Consider the following 15,702-nt stretch of genomic DNA (forward strand, 5'->3'; position numbering starts at 1 on the left):
CTTAGTGATGCAATTTGTGATGTGATAAGTGCAGAGTGGGAAAGCGCTTTGAATCTGTGGCAGGCGTCGTCGGATAAATAGTGCTGTCTGATGCCCTCACCCCGGCCCTCTCCCACAGGGAGAGGGAGAAAGGCCGCACCGAGCGGTCCCCTCGCCCCTTTGGGGAGAGGGTTAGGGTGAGGGGTAAGGTGTACTTTATTTCTTACTGATCTTATCCAGATACCCCATCACAAACGCAGACAGCACAAACGTCAGGTGGATGATGACGTACCACATCAGTTTGTTATCCGGCACGTTCTTCGCGTCCATAAAAACGCGCAACAGGTGGATAGAGGAGATCGCCACAATCGACGCGGCCACTTTATTCTTCAGCGACGAAGCATCCATTTTGCCCAGCCAGCTGAGCTTCTCTTTACGCTCGTCGATATCGAGCTGGGAGACAAAATTCTCGTAGCCGGAGAACATCACCATCACCAGCAGCCCGCCCACCAGGGTCATGTCCACCAGCGACAGCAGAACCAGAATCAAATCCGCTTCGGCAATAGAAAAAATGTTCGGCAGAACATGCCAGATTTCCTGAAAGAACTTAATCGTCAGTGCGATAAGTGCCAGCGAGAGGCCAAAATAGACGGGGGCCAGTATCCAGCGGGAGGCGTACATGGCATTTTCAAAAAAGCGTTCCATAGAGTCCTGTTTGCAAAAGAAACCAGCGCCCAGTATATCTCAACGGCGCTGGCTGTTTGCAATAACTCAACGGTACGTCACTCAGACGTTGTCTGGGTTAACCTCGGGACGTGCGTACTCCGGCCAGACAAGCGCCACCAGTTCAGGATAGGCTTCCAGACTGAACTCGCGAAAACACTGACGCAAATTTAATACGTCCAGATCGGAATAAGAGACCTTCTCGCCGTTAAGACAGCGCTTTTTAATATTGTCATAATATTTATAGACTGCTGAATTCAGATCGCTACAGCGACGCTGTGCCTCAAACAGTCCAGGCGTGTCATTAATTTCCGACATTTTCATGCGCTTAATTGTCGCGTGTAAAAAGTCAATATATTCGTGGTTCACCCGCCAGTACCAGACAGGCGTAACGGAGTTCATCAATACAGAGAAATGGTCTTCCCCTTCCTCTTTTGTCATCAGTTCAGGTTGCGGGGGTTCACTGGTGTCTTTCGACACTTTCGTTTTATTGAACTCCTGCATCAATAAAAGCACACCAGCGGTCAGTAATAGTAATGTGATGACCGTAAAAAAGATGCTGTTCATGGGTAGGCTCCATTTTTTTTGATTTTAAATTTGCCTCATGATATTGTCAACGAATCTCACGCCTTTACCAACCCCACCCTGTTGAAAATAAAGGAAATTAAAAATGCTGCCCGACTATCTCGTCCCGGCTAAGTACCACATTACGCCTGTGGAACAGCAACCGACGGAAGCAGAAAAAGAGGCCAGTTTCACTCAGGGGAAAAGAAAGCTCTCTGATTTCGAGCCCGATATATTAATTGGTGTTTCCCGAACTGGCAAATCCCGAAATATGTTGCTGGAAGAGCACGATCGCCATATTAAAGACCGCTTATTTCGCGCCATAAAAATTGAAGCCTTTGTCCACCTGCTGAATGACCTGCAGGCCGAGGGTGAAATAGATGCCCAGAAACTAAGTCAAATAATGGCTGAAAAAACCGAAGAAATTAATGAAGCGGGCAATGAAATTTGGCTTAATTTAATTACGCGCGAAAAAAACAACCCAATCTTTTATAGCCTGGGGGAAGATTAACGTGAAAGAAGTTAAAAACAACGACGTTTATTTGACTTTAGATGATAAAAAAAGTGATGAATTTATCTTAAAGCAAAATCTCGACGCGCTAAGAAACACAAAAAATGACGAGATGACGCGTATTACGCAAGACCTGGTATCGATCCCGGCGACGCTGGTTCGTCTGAAATGGCAGAATCGCCGTGAAATTTATCCGCTACAGGTCAAAGAAGAGATTTACGGTGCCGTGATGAACGCCATCATAGAGCAGCGTCCCGAGCTGAAAGAGAAGCTTCTGGGACGTCTTGAGGCCAATTATCAGTATCTGCTTGCCAGAGAAATCGCCACCCTGCGTCTGACGCGCAAGCTGTCCGACGGTGAGTACCGTACCTCAAACGTCACCTGCGTGGCGCTTGATGAGGACGCGCTGGCAACCCCTTCTACCGCACCGACGGATAATAAAAACGCATAAACCGACAGGCATAAAAAAAGCCGGCTTTCGCCAGCTTCTTTATCACTTCGAGGCCGCTTTCTCTTCGCCGACCAGTCCAATCTTCAGGTAACCCGCCTGATGCAGCGTGTCCATTACCTTCATCATGGTTTCATAATCAACGGTTTTATCCGCGCGGAAGAAGACCGTGGTGTCTTTCTTACCGCCCGTAAGCTGCTCCAGCGCCGGGATGACCGAGTCGGCCGTCACCGGGTCGTTCCCGAGGAACATGGATTTATCCGCTTTCACCGACAGGTAGATAGGCTTCTCCGGGCGCGGCTGGGGCTGGCTGGAAGAGGCGGGCAGATTCACCTTCACATCCACCGTCGCCAGCGGCGCGGCCACCATGAAGATAATCAGCAGAACCAGCATGACGTCGATAAACGGCGTCACGTTGATTTCATGCATTTCGCCGTTATCGTCCAGATTTTCGTTTAGACGCATCGCCATACTCTTAACCTGCGCGCAGTTTAGACGCCGCGTGCACCGGCTTAACCGAGCTGGCGTTCAGGTCGAGATCGCGGCTTTGCAGCAGCAGAACCTGCGCGGCAACATCACCCAGCGTGGCTTTGTAGCTGCCAATCATGCGTGCGAAGATGTTGTAGATAACCACCGCCGGGATAGCGGCGACCAGACCGATTGCCGTCGCCAGCAGCGCTTCTGCGATACCCGGCGCCACGACCGCCAGGTTGGTGGTTTGGGTCTGCGCGATACCGATAAAGCTGTTCATGATGCCCCAGACCGTTCCGAAAAGACCGATGAACGGTGAGATCGCGCCGATGGTCGCCAGATAGCCATTGCCGCGTCCCATGTGTCGGCCAACGGCCGCAACGCGACGCTCCAGGCGGAAACCGGTACGTTCTTTGATCCCTTCGTTATCTTCACTGCCAGCGGAGAGTTCCAGCTCGTTCTGCGCTTCGTTCACTAACAGGGTGGTCAGGCTTTTCGCGTGGAAGGATGAGGTCATATCTGAAGCCTGATCCAGAGAGCGGGCTTCAGCCAGCTGCTGCTGTTCCCGCTTAAGGCGACGCTTCTGCGAAAGCAGCTCGGCGCTTTTGCTGAAGAAGATAGCCCAGGTGACAACGGACGCCAGAATCAGGCCGATCATCACAATCTTAACCACGATGTCAGCATGCTGATACATGCCCCAAACGGAGAGATCCGTCTGCATCAAATTATTACCCACTCTGTATCTCCAGGACGCAAATCACAAAATCTGAACGTAATAATATCAAAACGTCGTCGAATTGATAGTAGTTCTCATTAGTATTTGCATGGTGCCGTAATTTTCGTTCACTTTCCTTGCGCTTACGCAGTAAAAATTTCTTATGCAAATTTTTGCTAATATTTTCTGCTTATTCGATAAGCCCCGGGGTGCAGTTTTTTCCAATCGTGGTAGTCTGGACGTCCAGACGTATAAAAACAGGGTTAGCGAACATGACAAAGAAGCATCTTGATACCACGCTGGTACAGGCAGGACGCAGCAAAAAATATACGCAGGGATCGGTCAACAGCGTGATTCAACGAGCCTCCTCGCTGGTGTTTGATACCGTAGAGGAGAAAAAAATCGCCACGCGTAACCGCGCGAAAGGCGGGCTGTTTTATGGCCGTCGCGGCACGCTGACCCATTTCTCTCTTCAGGAAGCGATGTGCGAGCTGGAAGGCGGCGCGGGCTGCGCGCTGTTCCCGTGCGGGGCGGCGGCGGTCGCCAACACCATTCTGGCGTTTGTGGAACAGGGCGACCATATCCTGATGACCAACACCGCCTACGAGCCCAGCCAGGACTTCTGCACCAAAATCCTCAGCAAGCTCGGCGTAACGACCGGCTGGTTCGACCCGCTGATCGGTGAAGGCATTGCCGAACTTATTCAGCCAAACACGCGCATTGTGTTCCTGGAATCTCCGGGATCGCTCACCATGGAAGTTCACGACGTACCGGCTATCGTGAAGGCCGTGCGCAGCAAAGCGCCAGAGGCGATCGTGATGATCGACAACACCTGGGCGGCGGGCGTGCTGTTTAAAGCCCTGGAGTTCGACATTGATATCTCGATTCAGGCGGCGACGAAATACCTGATAGGCCACTCTGACGGCATGATTGGCACCGCGGTTTCCAACGCGCGCTGCTGGGATCAGCTGCGTGAAAATGCCTACCTGATGGGCCAGATGGTGGATGCAGACACGGCCTACATGACCAGCCGCGGACTCCGCACGCTGGGCGTTCGCCTGCGTCAGCACCATGAAAGCAGCCTGAAGGTGGCCGAATGGCTGGCGCAGCATCCGCTGGTTGAGCGCGTGAATCATCCCGCGTTACCGGGCAGTAAAGGCCACGAATTCTGGCAGCGTGATTTTACGGGCAGCAGCGGTTTGTTCTCGTTCATACTGAAAAAGCGGCTGAATCACGACGAGCTGGCGAGCTATCTGGATAATTTTACCCTCTTCAGCATGGCCTACTCCTGGGGCGGTTTTGAATCCCTGATCCTGCCTAACCAGCCGGAACAGGTTGCGGCTCTGCGTCCCGGCGGTGAAGTGGACTTCAGCGGTACCCTGATTCGACTGCATATCGGTTTAGAAAACGTTGACGATCTGATTGCCGATTTAGCAGCAGGGTTCGAGCGTATCGTGTAGAGTGCTGGCTGAAAATGTACTCCCTGGACGCTTTTGTGGACACCGCAAGCAGAAAAGTCTGCTTGAGTTGCGCCCGGGATCAAACCCGACGGGCGAATAAGGGAGTACAATAGCGCTATATCTGCTGTTCCACAGGAAAGTCCATGGCTGTTATTCAAGATATTATCGCGGCGCTCTGGCAACACGACTTTGCCGCGCTGGCGGATCCTCACGTCGTCGGTATCGTTTACCTCGTGATGTTCGCAACTCTGTTTCTGGAAAATGGATTACTGCCAGCCTCTTTTTTACCCGGTGACAGCCTGCTTTTACTTGCCGGGGCGTTAATCGGGAAAGGCGTCATGGACTTCACGCCAACGATGGTTATTCTCACTTCCGCAGCAAGCCTGGGCTGCTGGCTGAGCTATCTGCAGGGCCGCTGGCTCGGGAATACCCGCGTCGTGAAAGGCTGGCTGGCGCAGTTACCGCATAAATATCATCAGCGTGCGACCTGCATGTTCGATCGCCACGGCCTGCTGGCACTGCTGGCGGGGCGTTTCCTCGCGTTTGTTCGCACGCTTCTGCCTACGATGGCGGGCATTTCCGGTCTGTCAAACCGCCGCTTTCAGTTCTTCAACTGGCTCAGCGCCCTGCTGTGGGTGGGTGTGGTCACCACGCTCGGCTACGCGCTGAATATGATCCCCTTTGTGAAACACCATGAAGATCAGGTGATGACCTTCCTGATGGTGCTGCCGATGTTCCTGCTGGTGGCAGGACTGGTGGGAACCATCGCGGTAGTGATAAAGAAAAAGTACTGCAGCGCCTGATACCCTCACCCTGACCCTCTCCCCATAGGGGAGAGGGGAAAAGCTTAAGCTCCCTGCATCGTTCTTATACGTGATGCATCTTCTCCCGGCGTGACGCCGAAATATCGCTTAAACTCCCGACTGAACTGCGACGCACTTTCGTAACCCACCCGCATCGCCGCCGCGCTGGCCTTCATGCCGTCGTGGATCATCAGCATCCGCGCCTTATGCAGCCGGTAGGTTTTAAGGTACTGCAGCGGCGAGGTGCTGGTTACCGACTTGAAGTTATGGTGAAACGCCGAGACGCTCATGTTCGCTTCCGCCGCCAGCTGGTCGACGCTGAGGTTTTCCGTGTACTGGCTTTCGATACGCTTGAGCACGCGGCTTATCAGGCTGAAGTGGGTCTGTCGGCTCACCAGAGCCAGTAACGCCCCGCCGCCCGGGCCCAGCAGCACGTGGTAGAGAATTTCGCGGACGATCTGTTTGCCCAGAATACGCGCGTCCAGCGGCCTTTCCATCACGTCCAGCAGACGTTCAATGGCGCAGAGGATCTCTTCCGACAGCGTCGCCGAGTTAATCCCGCTCGACGCCATAGACGGCTGGAAGAATTCGTCTTCGCCAATATCCATCAGCAGCTCCTGCAGCTGAAGAATATCGACGTTGACGCGAATACCGGCCAGCGGAACGGCCTCTGTCGCGAAGGTTTCACATTCGAAGGGTAAAGGTACCGTCAGGAGCAGATATTCATTGGTGTCGTAGCGGAACACGCGCTCGTTGATATAGCCAATTTTATGGCCCGAGAAGAGAAAAACGATGCCCGGCTGGTACATGACCGGCGTGCGCGTCCCGGGCTGCGTGCCGTAGAGCAGGCGAATGTCAGGAAGCAGATCGCTGACGCCATTTTCTTTATCTATCAGTCTTTTAATCTGCGCAGTGAGCTGATGGCAGATCGCTTCACGGTTCATATTACGTTACTCCGGGTACGGTTTCCGACGTTGACAGTGTGCGTGCTTTTCCGCGCTTTCTCCAGCGCTCTGTAGAAATGGGCAAGACATCGGCAGGAATGTGCATTGAGAGGATAGCCCCGGACGGCCACAATGTGCAGCATCAGGTCGCCCTCTGCGCCACCACGGTTTTTCACCCACTAAAGGGAACGAGCAATGAACAACTTTAATCTTCACACCCCAACCCGCATTCTGTTTGGTAAAGATGCTATCGCCGATCTGCGCGCGCAGATCCCCGCTGACGCCCGCGTACTGATCACCTACGGTGGCGGCAGCGTGAAAAAAACCGGCGTGCTGGATCAGGTTTACAGCGCCCTGGACGGTTTGGACGTGCGTGAGTTCGGCGGCATCGAGCCAAATCCGTCTTACGAAACGCTAATGAACGCGGTGAAAATTGCCCGCGAAGAAAATATCACCTTCCTGCTGGCCGTCGGCGGCGGCTCCGTGCTGGACGGCACCAAGTTCATCGCGGCGGCAGCGCACTACGCTGACGGCATCGATCCGTGGCACATTCTGGAAACCCGCGGCAGCGACATTAAAAGCGCAATCCCGATGGGCTCCGTGCTGACCCTGCCGGCCACCGGTTCTGAATCCAACAAGGGCGCGGTGATCTCCCGTAAAACGACCGGCGACAAACAGGCCTTTATGAACGAACACGTTCAGCCTGTGTTCGCGATCCTGGATCCGGTTTACACCTACACCCTGCCTGCGCGTCAGGTGGCGAACGGCGTGGTCGATGCCTTTGTTCATACCGTTGAGCAGTACGTCACGTATCCGGTAGATGCCAAAATTCAGGATCGATTCGCGGAAGGCATTCTGCTGACGCTCGTCGAAGAAGGTCCGAAAGCGCTGAAAGAGCCGGAAAACTACGACGTTCGTGCCAACGTCATGTGGGCGGCAACGCAGGCGCTGAACGGCCTGATCGGCGCTGGCGTGCCGCAGGACTGGGCAACCCATATGCTGGGCCACGAGCTGACGGCGATGCACGGTCTGGATCACGCTCAGACGCTGGCCGTTGTGCTGCCTGCCCTGTGGAACGAAAAACGGGATACCAAGCGTGCCAAACTGCTGCAGTATGCCGAGCGCGTGTGGAACATCACCGAGGGTTCTGACGATGCGCGTATTGATGCCGCCATCGAAGCGACCCGCAGCTTCTTTGAAGGTCTGGGCGTGCCAACGCGTCTGTCCGGCTACGGCCTGGACGGCAGCTCCATCCCTGCCCTGCTGGCGAAACTCGAAGAGCACGGCATGACCCACCTGGGCGAGCACGGCGATATTACGCTCGACGTGAGCCGTCGCATCTACGAAGCGGCACGCTAAGCGTTTTTGCCCTCCCGACTTTCGTTTTTTGACATTTCGTCCAGACTTAATGCACAACCCATCGCCGGAGGAACCCTCCGGCGATGCGCACCTGAAGGAGGAAAAATGGCAAACCAAACCGTAATCAAGCTGCAGGACGGCAACGTGATGCCCCAGCTGGGGCTAGGTGTATGGAAAGCCGGTAACGACGAGGTCGTCTCCGCCATTCATAAAGCCCTGGAAGTCGGCTATCGGTCCATTGATACCGCCGCCGCATATAAAAACGAGGACGGCGTGGGTAAGGCACTGGCCAGCGCTGGCGTCCCCCGCGATGAGTTATTCATCACCACGAAACTGTGGAACGACGATCAAAAACGTCCCCGCGAAGCGCTGGAGGAGAGCCTGGAGAAACTCCAGCTCGATTTCGTCGATCTCTGGCTGATGCACTGGCCGGTTCCGGCTATCGATCACTACGTTGATGCCTGGAAAGGGATGATTGAACTGCAGAAAGAGGGGCTGGTGAAAAGCATCGGCGTCTGTAATTTCCAGGTTCATCACCTGCAGCGGCTGATTGACGAAACGGGCGTTGCGCCAGTGATTAACCAGATCGAGCTGCACCCGCTGATGCAGCAGCGCCAGCTACACGCCTGGAACGCTACGCATAAAATCCAGACCGAGTCCTGGAGCCCGCTGGCGCAGGGCGGCGAAGGGGTGTTTGATCAAAAGATTATCCGTGAGCTGGCGGATAAATACGGTAAAACCCCGGCGCAAATCGTCATTCGCTGGCATCTGGACAACGGCCTGGTGGTCATCCCGAAATCGGTCACGCCATCGCGCATCGCCGAGAACTTCGACGTCTGGGATTTCCGTCTGGACAAAGACGAGCTGGGTGAGATTGCGAAGCTGGATAAGGGTAAACGTTTAGGCCCGGACCCGGACCAGTTTGGCGGGTAATCGCGTAAAAAAGCCGGGTGGCGGCTTCGCCTTACCCGGCCTACGTGTCGACATAAAAACCCCGGCTCGCCGGGGTTTTTTATTTACGCTTTGCGCTTCACGGGCTTCTTCACACTCGAATTACCGTTCGAACGCTGATGCACAATCGGCGTGTGCTTGGTCAGCGCCGGGCGCGTATTGCGGTTCTGGCGACGCGCTTCGCGCATCTCATCCAGCGTCGGGGCCGGTACCAGGCAGTCGCGGCGCGAGCCGATCAGGTGTTTTTTACCCATATCTTCCAGCGCCTGACGGATCAGCGGCCAGTTTTTCGGATCGTGGTAGCGCAGCAGCGCTTTATGCAGACGGCGCTGTTTATCCCCTTTCGGCACCACCACCTCTTCACTCTTATAACCAATCTTACTCAGCGGGTTCTTGCCGGTGTAATACATGGTCGTCGAGTTAGCGAGCGGTGACGGATAGAAGTTCTGCACCTGATCCAGGCGGAAGCGACGCTGCTTCAGCCACAGCGCCAGGTTCACCATGTCCTCATCGCGCGTGCCCGGGTGGGCAGAGATGAAGTATGGGATCAGATACTGCTCTTTACCCGCCTGCTTTGAATAGGTATCGAACAGCTCTTTAAATCGATCGTAGCTGCCCATGCCCGGCTTCATCATTTTCGACAGCGGGCCTTCCTCGGTGTGCTCCGGCGCAATCTTCAGATAGCCGCCGACGTGGTGCGTCGCCAGCTCTTTGATGTAGCGCGGATCTTCCACGGCGATGTCGTAACGTACCCCGGACGCGATCAGGATCTTCTTGATGCCCTTCAGGTCCCGCGCGCGGCGGTAGAGGTTGATCGTCGGCTCATGGTTAGTGTCCATATGCTCGCAAATGCTCGGATAGACGCAGGAGAGCCGACGGCAGGTTTGCTCCGCGCGCGGCGACTTGCAGCGCAGCATGTACATGTTCGCGGTTGGGCCGCCAAGGTCGGAAATCACGCCGGTAAAGCCCGGAACCGAGTCGCGAATCGCTTCGATCTCATTGATGATCGAATCTTCAGAGCGGCTCTGGATAATGCGCCCTTCGTGCTCGGTAATAGAGCAGAGCGAGCACCCTATAATTCTGATCATTTAGAAATTTTTTTGCGTTTAAAATCAATGAATTGAAAGATTTCATTTTTCTAAGTCTGATAAAACAGATGAAAACCCAACTGACTATACTCATAAAACTCAATCTTTGCGCTGCTGTACGATACCAGTAATTACAGGTGCCGAGTTTAACATCATGAAAAGTAGCCCAATAATGAATGACGCAACGCCAGCTGCGGTGCCTAACTTCTGACTGAACACCATTGAAACAAAGTACATATTTGGGATAAAAACGGACATAGCAATCACGAAAAGTAACTTATTCAGATAATTATTTATTCGGGTCTTAACCTCAACTCTATCATAAAAAGCCATCGAAACGTAAGCAGTTATCAGTGAATAAAAAGACCATGTCATATAGTTAACCGATTCATTAAATGCCTCTCGCAAAAGCAAAGCACTTTCTGTCATTCCCTACCTCATTAAATCAATAGAAAATAAATCTGAATAATTTATTTTTAAAAGAAAAGAACACAACATAACTTCAGTAGTTATGATTAATCCCTGAATGATTATTTCTTAGCAAGATATAACATGCTTAATGTATATCAGGCAATAAAAAAACTCCCAAAGACCACCGCTGTGGTCTTCAGGTATAGGATTTAAAGAACGAACTCAGTCCGGAAACGTATCACTATCTTCTGTAACGTCCGCTTTCTCTGGTAACATTCTGTTTTTAATATACTGTGAATTCCTGCAGATGAGAGGAAAAATCTCCGAGTTATTCATTATACAACTCGTTGCCGTACGGGCGTCCTCCGGAGACCATGATGAAAATGAAAACGTCTGACGGTCAAGCCATTGAGACAATAATACATTATCAACAGAAGCGCTAAACAGCGCCGCAATAGCCCTGCGTTCAACGGCCTTCTCAGGTTCAATAAACGACAACTCATTATGAAAACGGGTAATAATCGCAATACGGCTGTCAATACGAATATGTCTTTCAAGTAAGACATCGTGCAACTCATCAAGTACAGTCTCTCTCTGGGTATCGTCGAGGCAAGACCACAGAAAATGAATGTTCTCGGCATTTGTGACAACGTCTGGCTCTGCATCACGGAACCATGATGCAAAGATACCCACACTACCTTCCATCCGGATATGCTGCCCCTGAAGTTGCATTTGTTCAAGGATAAAGCGCATGTTCACAGGAAGAACCGTAAAACACTCAATAAGCCTTTCAGAAGAACTAAATACTCCACATGCCAGGGCGTTCAGCTTTTTCTTCAAAATATCAAACTGCTCACCTGACTGATATACGTCATGGAGAAATACTGGACCCATAGCATTCACATCAGACTCAATTATTTTCTCTGACAGTGCTTTTTGACGCTCTCGCACAAATATTAAAAGAGAGGTTGCATTTGTAGCTTCTTTGATGACGTCATACTGACCTTTAACAAAGCTCAGGACAGGTATATTCACCAGAAGACCTAAATCAACAATCCTGCCAACAGCATTTTTGATGTACGGCAGAACATTTTTATCCTTAAGTGCTATAAAGATACTCTCGGCAGTACGTAGATAACGAAGATATGCAGCCAAAGCCAGGTCAAACCGTTCCTCACCAATATGTTCACTGTACGACTCGATACCGGCATAGTTACCATGGAGCACCATGTGAGCAACAGCCTGTGCAGCAAATTCCGCAGGGAAGAGATTCCTCGTCGCCGTATTATTAAGATAATATTGATTTAAAACATTATTATTCCAGTCCGGGCTCAGAACAATTTTTCTGAAATGGATAACGTCCTCAACAACCTGACGATTTTTAAGCGTCATTATTGCAGAGCTAACCTGAGCCCCACCTGTACCATCATTCTTTCCAATTACGTTCTGTACCGCCTTCGATGCAATATTGATATGCCGGATAATTCCCGGATTAAAAAGGTCTATCTGAGGTTGCTCAGCTCCATAGCGTAACATCTCCTCCCGACCGTGATTTCCGATATCTAGTGTGCCAATTTTCAGGTTTGACAAGGTCTCTTCATTATTGACAAGGTATTCCACATAAAATACGCCATCTACAAAATTCTCCATTTTATTCAGTAGTGATTCACCGGCCAGAACAGAGTATGAATCAGCTTCCTGCAGCAACGTCTTCGTGGATTCAGCCTCCAATTTTTCTGAATCCTGAATTTCATCAAGTTTACTCACAATAAACGATATTTGCCTTTCGACGAAAGGCTCTAGGCTTATCCGCCCGTCAGCCATCAGTTTCTGCAGACTCAATACGAAACCTTCATCATTCTTTTCTCTGAGTGAAACAGCATAACTCTGATTCAGCATTTGCACTGCGACTTTGAGTTGCGGTTCGGCGAGAGCCTGACACTTCTCATCCATCCGGCTATAAGAAACCAGCCAGTCTCGCATCTGAATATGTGGTGCCACTCGCTGCCATGCTTCAGCGAAACCCCACAAGGCCGTCAGTTCTTCAAGCCGTGGGATATTTATAGCACCAATCGCGTCTTTAAGAGGCGTATCAAGCAACTCGCTCCTGGCAAGCTCCACCGTGGACTGATAGTGGATGCTCATCAGAAATTCGCTCCATCTTTCTGTATCGTTATTAAAAATTCGGGATATTTGTTGATAAGTTAGCGAGAGCATCTCGTCAAAATCATCCGGAGCAATACCGGGTTCGGTCTGACTAGCTTTGGGATCGCGAAGTAATACTTTAATATCTCGCTCCCCGTATCTGACCACCAGTAAGTAGAGAGCAATAAGAATATGGCGATGATCTTCTGTTGCAGGAACGGTAAGGTTCAGAATATGAATATCATTAACAAACTTCTTCATTAATCGCGGTGTGATACGAGGATACTCAGAGGGTTTCCAGCGCTCAAGCAACACCGTTGCTTCCCGGCACGCTATCCCTGCATCCTCATTTACTGTTTCTTTCCAGTACTGCCTTAACGCTTCCTGCCATCCTGCCGAAATAAGAGGAGGAACCTGAAAACTTACAGGAATCCGCTTTGCAATAAACTCACGCCCGCTGAAACCCGCCACAGAAAGTGAGGCTGAAACCTGTCTTGCCGAATAGGGCACCACTATCCTGAAGTGTTCATGAGTGGCTCCGGCAATAAGCTCCATATCACTCCAGAGCTCTTTCACTTTGTCTGCACTGATTCGGTCCAGATTATCAATGATAAGGATGAAGCGATCTCCATGGGAAATGACCTCTTTGGAGGTAAATCCCTGCAGAGCTTCAGCCAGCTCAATAGCTCCGACCTCCTTATTAACTAGCCAAGTCTCTTCAATCCTGTCAGTACTGTTGCGTTTGAACAAATCACCAATACTCGAATACCCTTTCTTTCTGTACCATTCCATGTTCTGCAGGCATGCCAGTCCTGCGACCATAATGGCAGGAGAAAGAAACGCGGCCACCTCAACATAAAAAAGCCACCCTAATAATGACTCCTTGTTAGTAAAATATTGATTAAGGTCTGTTAGCACATAACGAAGCATCTGCACGGAAAGCAATGACAGTAAAATAAAAACGACGGTCAACCAGCTTAGCCTGCTGCTGACCCTCTTGTCGTATTCAACGATGTTACCCAGAGCCAGATTTTTATACTTATCCAACACATCCCGGGAGCCCGGACATTGTAGGCTGACCCCGTGGTGGATGACATCGATAAGCGCTTTTTTAGTTGAGCCATGATGGTAACGTTCTGCATCAAAGTTAATGAACGTAAAATCATCTTTAAGCTTTTTCTGCAGGAACTTCAATATTGTTGACTTACCTGAACCCAGCTCACCTTCCAGACCAATAATATTGACATCAGGTGTCCTGATGATCTGAGCCACATTCTCTGCAACTTTTTCATGACTGCTGCCTCTAAACATATCCTGGTCAGCGGGTGATTCCGTCTGCAATCGTAGAGTCATTCAGCAATTTCCTTCGTTATAACGTAAGATTCTTTCACTATTAGACACAGTACAGAGCCCACAGCAACCAAATGACTGCAGCCGGGGCAGTTTAGTTTTAAGCATGCATAAGCCGATTTCGATGGAATCCCTTTCACACAATAATATTGAATTGAAGCAATGAAAACATTAATGTGTTTGTTGTGACTAGCTGCAGGGGCCTGGAAGAAATTCCAAAGCCTGACAAACCGGAACAGGGCTTGCTCTGCTCCGGTTTTATCCAGTTCATCTTGAAGCCCTTGTTTTTGTTACATATCCCTGCTCACTCTTTCAGCCATTGTTAAGCTTCTTGTGTGTAATCTGCGAATAATACGGATGCAAAATTGATGCAATGGATTATACATACCTACAGCGCACGTTACGCTGAGCTGAATCGAATTTCAGAGAACGTTCTTCGCTATTACCCTGCCCAGCCAGTTGAACACATTTTATCATCCGGCCCCGAGAGTGACATGTTCTCTGCCTGGTACAGCCTTCATCAGAGTCAAACTAGACGTTATTTACAGGCAAAAGAAGACAGCTACAGAGCTTAAGTCTGACATTATTCGTGGCTGTGTCTGCCTTCGGAGTTTTCAGCTTATCCCGATAACAGCGGTTTTGAAAAATTGACGTTTTTTACACCGGTACATTGCCCGAACGCAATCTCCCCCGTAGCGAAATACCGCCCCGCAGAAAATCGTCCATGCTCGGCATGCCCCTGGAACATCAGCATCTTTTCAATAAAGGTTTTACAGCCTATAGTCTGTATAACACAAAATACACCTTACCTGCTGTATTACAGGGCGGTACTCCCTACTCAGTCTGCGAGGCAGGTCACTTATGAATAATCAGTTCCCGATAAAAACGCTGAACCAGCTCAGACCTGTGCTAATCGGGTTTCGCAAAATCAAGGGCTTCACGCAAAAAGATGTGTCTGAGAGGCTTGGCGTAACGCAGCAAACCTATGCCCGCCTGGAAGCAAACCCTGCTAGCGCCAGTATTGATCGTCTGTACAAGGTATTCAGTATTCTGGGCGTAGAAATAACGCTGTCATCTATTTCCCCTTCACCCTTCATTTCCCACACAGAGATGAGGGGGGCATTTGACAGCACTCCCGCCAGACGGGAGAAATGGTGACTATTAGAAGTTTGCTAGTTTTGTCGAATGACGCCAACTACATGTCCGCATCCATCGAGTAGTGGCTTCAAGCCACGATTGTCACTGCCTCCGCTGCCTTTTTCCAGTAACTCTCTCCTTTTAATTCTAATATTTAGGGGTGTCAACGCAAAGCAGAAACGGCACCTTCTTTGCGAGACAGAAATGACCTGTGATTGCCTGGCCGATTTATGGCAGCTAAGTGCGAGAAGCGGATATAGCGAATTCGCCATTGTACGGGATTAGCAGGTTTACTGAAGCAACCTGCGATGGCGTTATGGCAATAGTCAGTCCCCTGTCCAGTCGGCATAGGTGGCCACCTCGTCACCGCCGGGGATAAACTGATTGAAGCCTCCGCGCAAAATCACTTATTCTTTTCCGTTAATAAAATGCAGGAGCAAAGTCATGACTGGCGAAATTCGTGGGCGAGGCAGGCCACGAAAAACAGAGAGTACCTATACAGGGTAAGGGTGCCAACTTACTGATTTAGTGTATGATGGTGTTTTTGAGGTGCTCCAGTGGCTTCTGTTTCTATCAGCTGTCCCTCCTGTTCAGCTACTGAAGGCGTGGAGCGTAACGGGAAAAGTACTGCCGGACATCAGCG

The 15,702-nt window shown here is 50.8% G+C and carries 15 protein-coding genes and 1 pseudogene; 8 read left to right on the forward strand and 8 right to left on the reverse strand.

All coding sequences use genetic code 11. The annotated features are described in order from the left end of the window. Positions 1-195 precede the first annotated feature (195 nt). Positions 196-684: a TIGR00645 family protein gene (locus tag IM317_RS01535; protein ID WP_023309169.1), complete on the reverse strand. Its 489-nt coding sequence runs from the start codon at positions 682-684 to the stop codon at positions 196-198. An 81-nt stretch (positions 685-765) separates the two neighbouring features. After that, the gene (locus IM317_RS01540; protein ID WP_023309170.1) at positions 766-1,269 is read right to left on the reverse strand and encodes an ESA_00282 family adhesion-associated protein; all 504 of its coding nucleotides are present in this window, start codon (positions 1,267-1,269) and stop codon (positions 766-768) included. A 103-nt stretch (positions 1,270-1,372) separates the two neighbouring features. Between IM317_RS01540 and IM317_RS01545 the strand changes: the two genes are divergently transcribed. Then, complete coding sequence (locus IM317_RS01545; RefSeq protein ID WP_023309171.1) at positions 1,373-1,777, forward strand: hypothetical protein; 405 nt, start codon at positions 1,373-1,375, stop codon at positions 1,775-1,777. Between the two features lies 1 nt (position 1,778). Further along, positions 1,779-2,228 carry a hypothetical protein gene (locus tag IM317_RS01550; protein WP_032659963.1) on the forward strand — a complete coding sequence of 150 codons (450 nt, stop codon included), beginning with the start codon at positions 1,779-1,781 and terminating at the stop codon, positions 2,226-2,228. 42 nt (positions 2,229-2,270) lie between these two features. On the opposite strand, the gene exbD is transcribed toward IM317_RS01550, so the two are convergent. Continuing rightward, positions 2,271-2,696, reverse strand: a complete 426-nt coding sequence (gene exbD, locus IM317_RS01555) for a TonB system transport protein ExbD (protein WP_023309173.1) — start codon at positions 2,694-2,696, stop codon at positions 2,271-2,273. Positions 2,697-2,700: 4 nt separating this feature from the next. Then, positions 2,701-3,432, reverse strand: coding sequence for a tol-pal system-associated acyl-CoA thioesterase (exbB, locus tag IM317_RS01560; RefSeq protein WP_023333405.1), 732 nt, complete (start codon positions 3,430-3,432; stop codon positions 2,701-2,703). Between the two features lie 251 nt (positions 3,433-3,683). Between exbB and metC the strand changes: the two genes are divergently transcribed. Together metC and yghB are read left to right on the forward strand one after the other, a co-directional pair. After that, a complete protein-coding gene (gene metC, locus IM317_RS01565) occupies positions 3,684-4,871 on the forward strand; it encodes a cystathionine beta-lyase (RefSeq protein WP_033146644.1) in 1,188 nt (395 codons plus the stop codon). Between the two features lie 143 nt (positions 4,872-5,014). Further along, complete coding sequence (gene yghB / locus IM317_RS01570; RefSeq protein WP_023309176.1) at positions 5,015-5,674, forward strand: DedA family general envelope maintenance protein YghB; 660 nt, start codon at positions 5,015-5,017, stop codon at positions 5,672-5,674. Positions 5,675-5,718: 44 nt separating this feature from the next. On the opposite strand, the gene IM317_RS01575 is transcribed toward yghB, so the two are convergent. After that, positions 5,719-6,618 carry an AraC family transcriptional regulator gene (locus IM317_RS01575; RefSeq protein ID WP_033146645.1) on the reverse strand — a complete coding sequence of 300 codons (900 nt, stop codon included), beginning with the start codon at positions 6,616-6,618 and terminating at the stop codon, positions 5,719-5,721. Between the two features lie 195 nt (positions 6,619-6,813). Between IM317_RS01575 and yqhD the strand changes: the two genes are divergently transcribed. Together yqhD and dkgA are read left to right on the forward strand one after the other, a co-directional pair. Continuing rightward, positions 6,814-7,977 carry an alcohol dehydrogenase gene (gene yqhD / locus IM317_RS01580; RefSeq protein WP_033146646.1) on the forward strand — a complete coding sequence of 388 codons (1,164 nt, stop codon included), beginning with the start codon at positions 6,814-6,816 and terminating at the stop codon, positions 7,975-7,977. A 105-nt stretch (positions 7,978-8,082) separates the two neighbouring features. After that, entirely contained in the window at positions 8,083-8,910 is an 828-nt protein-coding gene (gene dkgA / locus IM317_RS01585) for a 2,5-didehydrogluconate reductase DkgA (RefSeq protein WP_033146647.1), read from the forward strand. A gap of 83 nt (positions 8,911-8,993) precedes the next feature. On the opposite strand, the pseudogene IM317_RS01590 reads toward dkgA, so the two are convergent. The 3 genes and pseudogenes from IM317_RS01590 to IM317_RS01600 all read right to left on the reverse strand — a co-directional run. Further along, positions 8,994-10,001: pseudogene (locus IM317_RS01590) on the reverse strand (DUF3362 domain-containing protein); the annotation flags it as partial. A gap of 114 nt (positions 10,002-10,115) precedes the next feature. Further along, entirely contained in the window at positions 10,116-10,445 is a 330-nt protein-coding gene (locus IM317_RS01595; protein ID WP_000140246.1) for a hypothetical protein, read from the reverse strand. Between the two features lie 204 nt (positions 10,446-10,649). Further along, positions 10,650-13,925 (reverse strand): P-loop NTPase fold protein, encoded by a 3,276-nt coding sequence (locus tag IM317_RS01600; protein ID WP_021242119.1) that lies wholly within the window; start codon positions 13,923-13,925, stop codon positions 10,650-10,652. Positions 13,926-14,783: 858 nt separating this feature from the next. On the opposite strand from IM317_RS01600, the gene IM317_RS01605 reads away from it, so the two are divergent. After that, positions 14,784-15,080: a helix-turn-helix transcriptional regulator gene (locus IM317_RS01605; RefSeq protein ID WP_017384073.1), complete on the forward strand. Its 297-nt coding sequence runs from the start codon at positions 14,784-14,786 to the stop codon at positions 15,078-15,080. Between the two features lie 536 nt (positions 15,081-15,616). Further along, positions 15,617-15,702, forward strand: an 86-nt coding sequence (locus IM317_RS01610; protein WP_309233156.1) for an IS1 family transposase, incomplete at its 3' end; no start/stop codon positions are given.

Source organism: Enterobacter cloacae complex sp. S3 (assembly GCF_014930495.1).
GTDB lineage: Bacteria > Pseudomonadota > Gammaproteobacteria > Enterobacterales > Enterobacteriaceae > Enterobacter > Enterobacter asburiae_B.

Bases quoted from the DNA above. Each gene is read 5' to 3' on its own strand.
- IM317_RS01535 (WP_023309169.1), bottom strand. From the start codon at position 684: ATGGAACGCTTTTTTGAAAATGCCATGTACGCCTCCCGCTGGATACTG.
- IM317_RS01540 (WP_023309170.1), bottom strand. From the start codon at position 1,269: ATGAACAGCATCTTTTTTACGGTCATCACATTACTATTACTGACCGCT.
- IM317_RS01545 (WP_023309171.1), top strand. From the start codon at position 1,373: ATGCTGCCCGACTATCTCGTCCCGGCTAAGTACCACATTACGCCTGTG.
- exbD (WP_023309173.1), bottom strand. From the start codon at position 2,696: ATGGCGATGCGTCTAAACGAAAATCTGGACGATAACGGCGAAATGCAT.
- metC (WP_033146644.1), top strand. From the start codon at position 3,684: ATGACAAAGAAGCATCTTGATACCACGCTGGTACAGGCAGGACGCAGC.
- yghB (WP_023309176.1), top strand. From the start codon at position 5,015: ATGGCTGTTATTCAAGATATTATCGCGGCGCTCTGGCAACACGACTTT.
- IM317_RS01575 (WP_033146645.1), bottom strand. From the start codon at position 6,618: ATGAACCGTGAAGCGATCTGCCATCAGCTCACTGCGCAGATTAAAAGA.
- yqhD (WP_033146646.1), top strand. From the start codon at position 6,814: ATGAACAACTTTAATCTTCACACCCCAACCCGCATTCTGTTTGGTAAA.
- dkgA (WP_033146647.1), top strand. From the start codon at position 8,083: ATGGCAAACCAAACCGTAATCAAGCTGCAGGACGGCAACGTGATGCCC.
- IM317_RS01595 (WP_000140246.1), bottom strand. From the start codon at position 10,445: ATGACAGAAAGTGCTTTGCTTTTGCGAGAGGCATTTAATGAATCGGTT.
- IM317_RS01600 (WP_021242119.1), bottom strand. From the start codon at position 13,925: ATGACTCTACGATTGCAGACGGAATCACCCGCTGACCAGGATATGTTT.
- IM317_RS01605 (WP_017384073.1), top strand. From the start codon at position 14,784: ATGAATAATCAGTTCCCGATAAAAACGCTGAACCAGCTCAGACCTGTG.